Source organism: Actinoplanes sp. NBRC 101535, from assembly GCF_030269225.1.
Taxonomy (GTDB): Bacteria; Actinomycetota; Actinomycetes; order Mycobacteriales; family Micromonosporaceae; genus Actinoplanes; species Actinoplanes rectilineatus.
On record NZ_BSSY01000010.1, the window covers coordinates 357,041 to 365,694 of the forward strand.

Genomic DNA, 8,654 nt, shown 5'->3' on the forward strand with positions numbered 1-8,654 from the left:
GCCTGAAGTCACCACGCCCGTTCTGGTGTGTTGAGTTGTGGCGTCGTGGGCGCCCGAAGTCACCACATCCGTTCCGGCCAGGGAATCGGGTATTTCGGGAATAGGACCTGGGAAGGCATCAAAAAACTTATAGTTGGCGAATCGGATAGCGGCCTGTGGAGGCGCGAGCCATGCGATTTCGCCGGCGTCATCGGCGCGGGTTCGTCGCCGCGGCCGTTCTCTCGTTGCTCGTCACCGCGGGCTGTGGCAGCGCCGCGGACCTCGACGGTGACCTGACCGACGACTGGGGCCTGATGGCGGCCGCTATCGGCTTCCAGCCGGTCTCGCTGACCTGCCACTCCTCGGGGTTCGCCGGCGCCGGGCCGCGGGCCTCCTACGAGGAGGTCGACTGCAACACCCGGCACCGGACCGAGACCGTGCACGTCGGCGAGTACACCGCGCCCGCCGCGCAGGCGCCGGCCCCGCCGACCGGGGACTCCGCCGGGGCGCGGGCGGCGTACCGGACCTGCGACGCCGAGACCACCGAGTACGTGGGCGGCCCGTGGCGTACCGCGCGGTTGTGGATCGGGGTCACCAACCCGTCGCCGGAGGCCTGGCGCGGCGGAGCCCGCTGGTTCCGCTGCGAAGTGGTGGAGCTGGACTCGGTCGAGGACGACGGCGGCCAGGTCCAGCGGGCCGGCAGCCTGCGGCACAGCCTGGTCGGCGGCAGTTCGGAGCTCCTGCTGACCTGCTACGCGGTGGCGCTGAACAACGCCGGGGCGATCGCCGCGATGCCGCCGGCGTCCTGCGCCCAGCCGCACAACGGCGAGTTCGTCGGCCTCTGGGACGCGTCGGTGAACGCGGTCTACCCGCGGACCGACACCACCTGGGCCGAGTTCCACGACGGCTGCCGCGGCATGGTGGCCGCGTACGTGGGCGTACCGAACGACGGTGACCTGCAATATCGCACCGGCGTGGTGTCGCTGCCCGGCAGCGCCGAGGTGTGGACGCAGGGCGACCACTCGGTGCGCTGCTACCTCTGGCTGGCCGGCGCCGAACTGACCGGTTCCCTCAAGGGCAAGGGGACGAAGGCTCTCCCGGTCCAGTACGAGTAACGGTTACCACTGATGACGCCCCCGGCGCGACGCATCAGCGACGGCAGAGTGTACTGAGACACATGTCAGCAACACCGGATCTCCCGGCTCTGCCCCGCCGGCTCGCCGCCGCCGAGCCGGGCTGGACCGAGACCACCGACGTCGTGGTGGTCGGTTCCGGCATCGCCGGCCTGACCGCGGCCCTGCACCTGCGGGAACAGGGTCTGCACGTGACCGTCGTGACCAAGGTGAACATCGACGACGGTTCGACGCGGTGGGCGCAGGGCGGGATCGCCGCGGTGCTGGATCCGCTGGACACCCCGCAGGCGCACGCGTACGACACCGAGATCGCCGGAGTCGGGCTGTGCGACCCGGAGGCGGTCCGCGTCCTCGTCGAGGAGGGCCCGGCCCGGATCCGTGAGCTGATCCGCCGGGGCGCCGAGTTCGACCGCCACCCGGACGGCTCGCTGATGCTGACCCGCGAGGGCGGGCACCGCGCGGACCGGATCGTGCACGCCGGCGGCGACGCGACCGGCGCCGAGGTGCAGCGTGCCCTGCACGAGGCGGTCCGCCGCGACCCGTGGATCCGCCTGGTCGAGCACGCGCTGGTGCTGGACCTGCTGCGGGCCGCCGACGGCCGGGCCTGCGGGCTGACCCTGCACGTGCTCGGCGAGGGCAGCGAGGACGGCGTCGGCGCGATCCTGGCCCGGGCCGTGGTGCTGGCCACCGGTGGGATGGGCCAGATCTACTCGTCGACGACGAACCCGCCCGTCTCCACCGGCGACGGCGTGGCGCTCGCGCTGCGGGCCGGCGCCGAGGTGACCGACGTCGAGTTCGTCCAGTTCCACCCCACGTCGTTCGTCGGCACCGGGACCGCACCGGCCGGCACCGCCGCGGCGCCACGGCTGAGCCCGGCCCAGCGTCCGCTGATCTCCGAGGCGCTGCGGGGCGAGGGGGCGTACCTCGTCGACGAGGCCGGCAAGCGCTTCATGGTCGGGCAGCACGAGCAGGCCGAGCTGGCGCCGCGCGACGTGGTCGCCAAGGGCATCTACCGGGTGTTGCGGGCCACCGGCGCGGACCACGTCTACCTGGACGCCCGGCACCTGGGCGGGGAGTTCCTGGAGGGCCGGTTCCCGACCATCATGGCGTCCACCCGGGCCGCCGGCATCGACCCGGCCACCGACCTGATCCCGGTCGCCCCGGCCGCGCACTACGCCTCCGGGGGCGTCCGCACCGACCTGCACGGCCGCACCACCATCCCCGGCCTGTACGCCTGCGGCGAGGTGGCCTGCACCGGCGTGCACGGCGCCAACCGCCTGGCCAGCAACAGCCTGCTGGAGGGTCTGGTCTTCGCCAAGCGGATCGCCGACGACGTGGGCCGGGACCTGCCGCCGCAGGCCGAACCGGCGCCCGCGCCCGCCGGACCGTCCTGGGTCGTCGACCCGGCGATCCGTGCCGACCTGCAGCGCACGATGACCCGCGGCGCCGGGGTGCTCCGCTCGGCCGACTCGCTCGCCGGCGCGGCCAAGGAACTTGCCCGCCTGGCCGAGCAGCGGTCCCGCCCGAACAACGCGGCGTGGGAGGTCACCAACCTGCTCACCGTCGCGGCCGCCCTGGTGGCCTCGGCGACCAGCCGCCGGGAGACCCGCGGCTGCCACTGGCGGGAGGACCACCCGACCGCCGCCGACGAGTGGCGCGGTCACCTGCTGGACGCCGTACAGTCCGACGGGATCCTGACGCAGACCTTCCAGGAGATGGCGTGAACGAGCCGGAACTCAACCTTGCCGACGTCGAGCGGATCGTGTTCACCGCGCTCGCCGAGGACCTCGGTGACCCGCCGCGGGACGTGACCAGCGAGGCGACCATCCCGGCCGGGCAGGTGGACACCGCCGAGTTGGTGGCCCGCGCCGACGGCGTGGTGGCCGGGCTGCCGGTCGCGGCCGAGGTCTTCGCGGTCACCTCCGCCGGGACGGCCACGTTCCAGCAGGTGGCGACCGAGGGCGACCGGGTACGCCGCGGCGACGTGCTCGCCGTGATCACCGGTCCGACGCGGGCCCTGCTGACCGCCGAGCGCACCGCGCTGAACCTGATCAGCCGGATGTCCGGGGTGGCCACGCACACCCGTCGGTGGGCCGATCAGCTGGCCGGCACCAAGGCGACCGTGCTGGACACCCGCAAGACCACGCCCGGCCTGCGGGTGTTGGAGAAGTACGCGGTCCGGGTCGGTGGCGGCACCAACAAGCGCATGGGTCTCTACGACGTCGCCATGATCAAGGACAACCACAAGCTGGCGGCCGGCAGCATCACGGCGGCGTACCGGCTGGTCCGCGAACGCTTCCCGGATGTGACGGTGCAGGTGGAGGTGACCACGCTCGCCGAGGCGCGGGAGGCGGTGGCGGCCGGGGCGACCTTCCTGCTCTGCGACAACATGACGCCGGAACGGCTCGCCGAGGTGGTCGCGGCGATCGGCGACCGGGTCGAGCTGGAGGCCACCGGCAACCTGACACTGGAGACCGCGGCGGCGTACGCGGCGACCGGCGTCGACTATCTCTCGGTGGGCGGGCTGACGCACTCCTCGCCGATCCTGGACATCGCCCTGGACCTCAGGGCGCGCTGACACCGTGGGGCCATCCGGGGAGGGTCCCGGTGCGGTCGTGTGAGGTGTGGCGCGTACAAGATAAGGGTCTTGATCGTGATTCTGAGGGGCGCCCGTGCTGCTCTGCATTGACATCGGCAACACCAACACCGTGCTGGCGACGTTCGACGGCGACAAGCTGGTGCACAACTGGCGGATCAAGACCGATGCGCGGTCCACCGCGGACGAGCTCGGTCTGGTGATCCGCGGGTTGCTGGCCGGCGACGCGGTCGAGATCACCGGCGTGGCGGCCTGTTCCACCGTGCCGGCGGCGTTGCGCAACCTGCGCACCATGCTGCAGCGGTACTACGGCGGGCTGCCCAACGTGATCGTCGAGCCGGGTGTACGGACCGGGGTGCAGCTGGCCATCGACAACCCGAAGGAGGTGGGCGCGGACCGGGTGGTCAACACACTCGCCGCGCACACCCTCTACGGCGGTCCGTCGATCGTGGTCGACTTCGGCACCACCACGAACTTCGACGTGATCAGCGCGAAGGGCGAGTTCCTCGGTGGCGCCTTCGCGCCGGGCATCGAGATCTCCTTCGACGCGCTCGCGGCCCGCGCCGCGCAGCTGCGCAAGGTGGAGCCGACCAAGCCGCGCTCGGTGATCGGCAAGAACACCGTGGAGTGTCTGCAGTCCGGTCTCTACTTCGGGTTCGCCGGTCAGGTGGACCGGATCGTCGAGCGGATGGTCGAGGAGATCGGCCCGGTCAGTGCGGTGATCGCCACCGGCGGCCTGGCCTGGCTGGTCAAGGAGGAGTGCCGGACCATCACCGCGCACGAGCCCATGATCACGCTGATCGGCCTGCGGATGGTATATGAGCGGAACGTCTGAGAAGGCCTGAGTAGGCTTTCTCAGGCCCTGACCAGTACCTACAGGAAGTCGAGCCGTGACCGAGCAGAACACGCCAGCAACCGACCCCGCCGAGGACCTTCCGGAGCAGATGCGGGTCCGCCGGGCGAAGCGCGACCGGATGCTGGCCGACGGTGTGTCGCCGTACCCGGTCAACGTCCCGCGGACCGCCGAACTCGCCGAGATCCGGGAGAAGTACGCCGAGCTGCCCACCGACACCGCCAGCGGTGACACGGTGTCGGTCACCGGGCGGGTGATCTTCGTGCGGAACGGCGGCAAGCTCTGCTTCGCCACCCTGCGCGCGGGTGACGGCACCGAGCTGCAGGCGATGCTGTCCCTGGACAAGGTCGGCGCCGACGCGCTCGACGCGTGGAAGCGTCTGGTCGACCTGGGTGACCTGGTCGCGATCACCGGCGAGGTGATCACCAGCCGCCGTGGTGAGCTGTCCGTCCTCGCCGATCAGTGGGTGATGAGCGCCAAGTCGCTGCGCCCGCTGCCTGTCGCGCACAAGCCGCTTTCCGAGGAGACCCGGGTCCGGCAGCGTTATGTGGATCTCATCGTCCGGCCGCAGGCGCGTGAGGTCGTCCGCACTCGGGCAACCGTGGTCCGCAGCCTCCGCGAGTCGCTGTTCCGCCGCAATTATCTCGAGGTGGAAACGCCGATGTTGCAGTTGCTGCACGGTGGCGCGACGGCCCGGCCGTTTGTGACTCACAGCAACGCTTTGGACACCGATCTTTATCTCCGGATCGCCCCCGAACTGTTTTTGAAGCGGGCCGCGGTCGGTGGCATCGAGCGGGTCTTCGAGATCAACAGGAACTTCCGTAATGAGGGCATGGACTCCACGCACTCTCCGGAGTTCGCCATGCTCGAGGCGTATCAGGCGTATGCCGACTACAACGTCATGCAGCAGCAGGTCCGGGAGTGGATTCAGGAGGCCGCGACCGCGGTGTCCGGTTCGCACGTGGTCACCCACGCCGACGGCACCGAGGTCGACCTGGGCGGCGAGTGGGCGCAGATCACCCTGTTCGGTGCGATCTCCGAGGCGCTCGGCGAGGAGGTGACCATCGACACCGAACTGGCCCGGCTCCAGCAGTACGCGGAGAAGGTCCAGCTCTCCGTCGACCCGAAGTGGAGCGCCGGCAAGCTCGCCGAGGAGCTGTTCGAGCATCTCGTCCAGCACACCCTGCAGCAGCCGACGTTCGTCCGGGACTACCCGGAGGAGACCGCTCCGCTGACCGCGGCGCACCGCGAGACGCGTGGCCTCACCGAGAAGTGGGACCTCTACGTCGCCGGGTTCGAGCTGGCCACCGCCTATTCGGAGCTGGTCGACCCGGTCGTGCAGCGGGACCGCCTGGTCGCGCAGTCCCTGCTCGCGGCCGGTGGCGACGCCGAGGCGATGCAGCTCGACGAGGATTTCCTGCGTGCCATGGAATACGGGATGCCGCCGAGCGGGGGCATGGGAATGGGAATCGACCGGCTGTTGATGGCGCTCACCGGCCTCGGCATTCGGGAAACGATCCTCTTCCCCTTGGTCCGTGCGGAGTAGTCCTCGTCATTATCTGCCCCGCCATTGACGGGCGATGCGCCCCTGGCGTTATTGTCTTCCCATTGCTGGGGAGAGAGAACCTGTGTTCGGGAGGATAACGGCGCGTGGCCAAGCAGATCATTCACAAGCTTGTCGATGACATCGACGGTGGCGACGCCGACGAGACCGTGAAGTTTGCGCTCGACGGCATTCAGTATGAGATCGATCTCTCGGAGAAGAACGCCGCGAAATTGCGGGAGGTCTTCGAGGAGTTCGTCAGTGCCGGCACCAAGGTCGCCCGCGGCGGCGTCGTGGTCGGTGGCCGGGCTGCTCGTGGCCGTGGCGGGGCGACCGCCGACCGCGAGCAGAACAAGGCGATCCGGGAGTGGGCCAAGAAGTCGGGCAAGGAGATCTCCGACCGCGGCCGGATCCCGCAGGAGATCGTGGACGAGTTCCACCAGAAGGGGCCCGGACGGGCCTGAACGGCGTCCGGGCCGGACCGTCGCCTTCGGCGTCGGTCGTGGTCGCGCTTCGAAACAGGCTCCAGGAGCCTCGGCGGAGAGGGCGTGCTGATCGTGACGGCCGCGTGAGCGGCTGCTGCGATCGGCACGCCCTCTCGGCGTCTCACGCTTGCGCACGCCCTGTCCACGGTGTTGTCCCCAAGTTATCCACAGGCCCGGGGCAAGTTGTCCACAGCCTGTGGACTGAGGCGATTTCGCTGAGCGCGTACACGTTCGGGTGGGGGAACAGCCGTTGAGCGTGCGAAGTTGGCTAAATCAACGTTGCGGATCGTTTCGAGGGGCAGTGAGAGCCCGGCGGAGCCCCTCAGCGGCGATAGAGTTACTGCACGGGCATCACCGATGCCCGTGCGCTGGCCCCGCCAGCTGTTGAGACAGGCTCAGCATTGGCGCACGGCACGTGAGGAGCACGAGGGCATGTTCGAGCGGTTCACCGACCGAGCGCGACGGGTTGTCGTCCTGGCCCAAGAAGAGGCCCGGATGCTCAACCACAACTACATCGGGACAGAACACATCCTCCTGGGTCTGATCCACGAGGGTGAGGGCGTCGCTGCGAAGGCTCTCGAGAGCCTCGGCATCTCCCTCGAGGGAGTCCGGCAGCAGGTCGAGGAGATCATCGGTCAGGGGCAGCAGGCGCCGAGCGGGCACATCCCGTTCACGCCGCGCGCCAAGAAGGTGCTGGAGCTCTCCCTGCGGGAGGCCCTGCAGCTCGGCCACAACTACATCGGCACGGAGCACATCCTGCTCGGCCTGATCCGTGAGGGCGAGGGCGTCGCCGCCCAGGTGCTGGTCAAGCTCGGCGCCGACCTCAACCGGGTCCGCCAGCAGGTCATCCAGCTCCTCTCCGGATACCAGGGCAAGGAGCCGGCCGCGGCCGGCACCGCCACCGGCGAGGCCGCTCCGTCCACGTCGCTGGTTCTCGACCAGTTCGGACGCAACCTGACGCAGGCCGCCCGCGAGGGCAAGCTCGACCCGGTCATCGGCCGGGAGAAGGAAATCGAGCGGGTCATGCAGGTGCTGTCCCGGCGCACCAAGAACAACCCCGTGCTCATCGGTGAGCCGGGCGTCGGCAAGACCGCCGTCGTCGAGGGTCTGGCGCAGTCCATCATCAAGGGCGAGGTGCCCGAGACGCTGAAGGACAAGCAGCTCTACACCCTGGACCTGGGCGCGCTGGTCGCCGGCTCCCGTTACCGCGGTGACTTCGAGGAGCGCCTGAAGAAGGTGCTCAAGGAGATCCGCACCCGCGGCGACATCATCCTGTTCATCGACGAGATCCACACCCTGGTCGGTGCGGGTGCCGCCGAGGGCGCGATCGACGCCGCCTCCATCCTCAAGCCGATGCTGGCCCGCGGTGAGCTGCAGACCATCGGTGCCACCACCCTGGACGAGTACCGCAAGCACCTGGAGAAGGACGCGGCCCTCGAGCGCCGCTTCCAGCCGATCCAGGTCGGCGAGCCGTCTCTGGCGCACACCATCGAGATCCTCAAGGGCCTGCGCGACCGTTACGAGGCCCACCACCGGATCAGCATCACCGACGCGGCGCTGGTCGCGGCCGCGACGCTCGCCGACCGGTACATCTCGGACCGGTTCCTGCCGGACAAGGCGATCGACCTGATCGACGAGGCCGGGGCGAGGATGCGGATCCGCCGGATGACCGCGCCGCCGGACCTTCGTGACTTCGACGAGCGCATCGCCCAGGTCCGCCGGGACAAGGAGTCCGCGATCGACGCGCAGGACTTCGAGCGGGCCGCGCAGCTGCGTGACAAGGAGAAGCAGCTGCTGGGCCAGAAGGCGCAGCGGGAGAAGGAGTGGAAGGCCGGCGACCTGGACGTGGTGTCCGAGGTCGACGACGAGCAGATCGCCGAGGTCCTGGGCAACTGGACCGGCATCCCGGTCTACAAGCTGACCGAGGAGGAGACGTCCCGGCTGCTGCGCATGGAGGACGAGCTCCACAAGCGGGTCATCGGCCAGGAGGACGCGGTCCAGGCCGTGTCGAAGGCGATCCGGCGCACCCGTGCCGGGCTCAAGGACCCGAAGCGGCCGTCCGGTT

Annotated in this window: 7 protein-coding genes; all 7 read left to right on the forward strand. The window is 69.9% G+C overall.

The features are described from left to right. Positions 1–170 precede the first annotated feature (170 nt). The gene (locus QSK32_RS27815) at positions 171–1,094 is read left to right on the forward strand and encodes a septum formation family protein (RefSeq protein ID WP_045744064.1); all 924 of its coding nucleotides are present in this window, start codon (positions 171–173) and stop codon (positions 1,092–1,094) included. A 62-nt stretch (positions 1,095–1,156) separates the two neighbouring features. After that, positions 1,157–2,836, forward strand: a complete 1,680-nt coding sequence (locus tag QSK32_RS27820) for an L-aspartate oxidase (RefSeq protein WP_285473567.1) — start codon at positions 1,157–1,159, stop codon at positions 2,834–2,836. Then, on the forward strand, positions 2,833–3,690 hold the full coding sequence (nadC, locus tag QSK32_RS27825; RefSeq protein ID WP_285473568.1) for a carboxylating nicotinate-nucleotide diphosphorylase: 858 nt from the start codon (positions 2,833–2,835) through the stop codon (positions 3,688–3,690). Before QSK32_RS27820 ends, nadC begins: the two co-directional genes overlap by 4 nt. 94 nt (positions 3,691–3,784) lie before the next feature. Further along, positions 3,785–4,543, forward strand: coding sequence for a type III pantothenate kinase (locus QSK32_RS27830; RefSeq protein ID WP_045744061.1), 759 nt, complete (start codon positions 3,785–3,787; stop codon positions 4,541–4,543). 55 nt (positions 4,544–4,598) lie between these two features. Continuing rightward, positions 4,599–6,107, forward strand: coding sequence for a lysine--tRNA ligase (gene lysS, locus QSK32_RS27835; RefSeq protein ID WP_045744060.1), 1,509 nt, complete (start codon positions 4,599–4,601; stop codon positions 6,105–6,107). Positions 6,108–6,211: 104 nt separating this feature from the next. Next, positions 6,212–6,568 carry a histone-like nucleoid-structuring protein Lsr2 gene (locus tag QSK32_RS27840; protein ID WP_045744059.1) on the forward strand — a complete coding sequence of 119 codons (357 nt, stop codon included), beginning with the start codon at positions 6,212–6,214 and terminating at the stop codon, positions 6,566–6,568. Positions 6,569–7,021: 453 nt separating this feature from the next. Next, positions 7,022–8,654, forward strand: a 1,633-nt coding sequence (locus QSK32_RS27845) for an ATP-dependent Clp protease ATP-binding subunit (RefSeq protein WP_285473569.1), incomplete at its 3' end; no start/stop codon positions are given.

Bases quoted from the DNA above. Each gene is read 5' to 3' on its own strand.
- QSK32_RS27815 (WP_045744064.1), top strand. From the start codon at position 171: ATGCGATTTCGCCGGCGTCATCGGCGCGGGTTCGTCGCCGCGGCCGTT.
- QSK32_RS27820 (WP_285473567.1), top strand. From the start codon at position 1,157: ATGTCAGCAACACCGGATCTCCCGGCTCTGCCCCGCCGGCTCGCCGCC.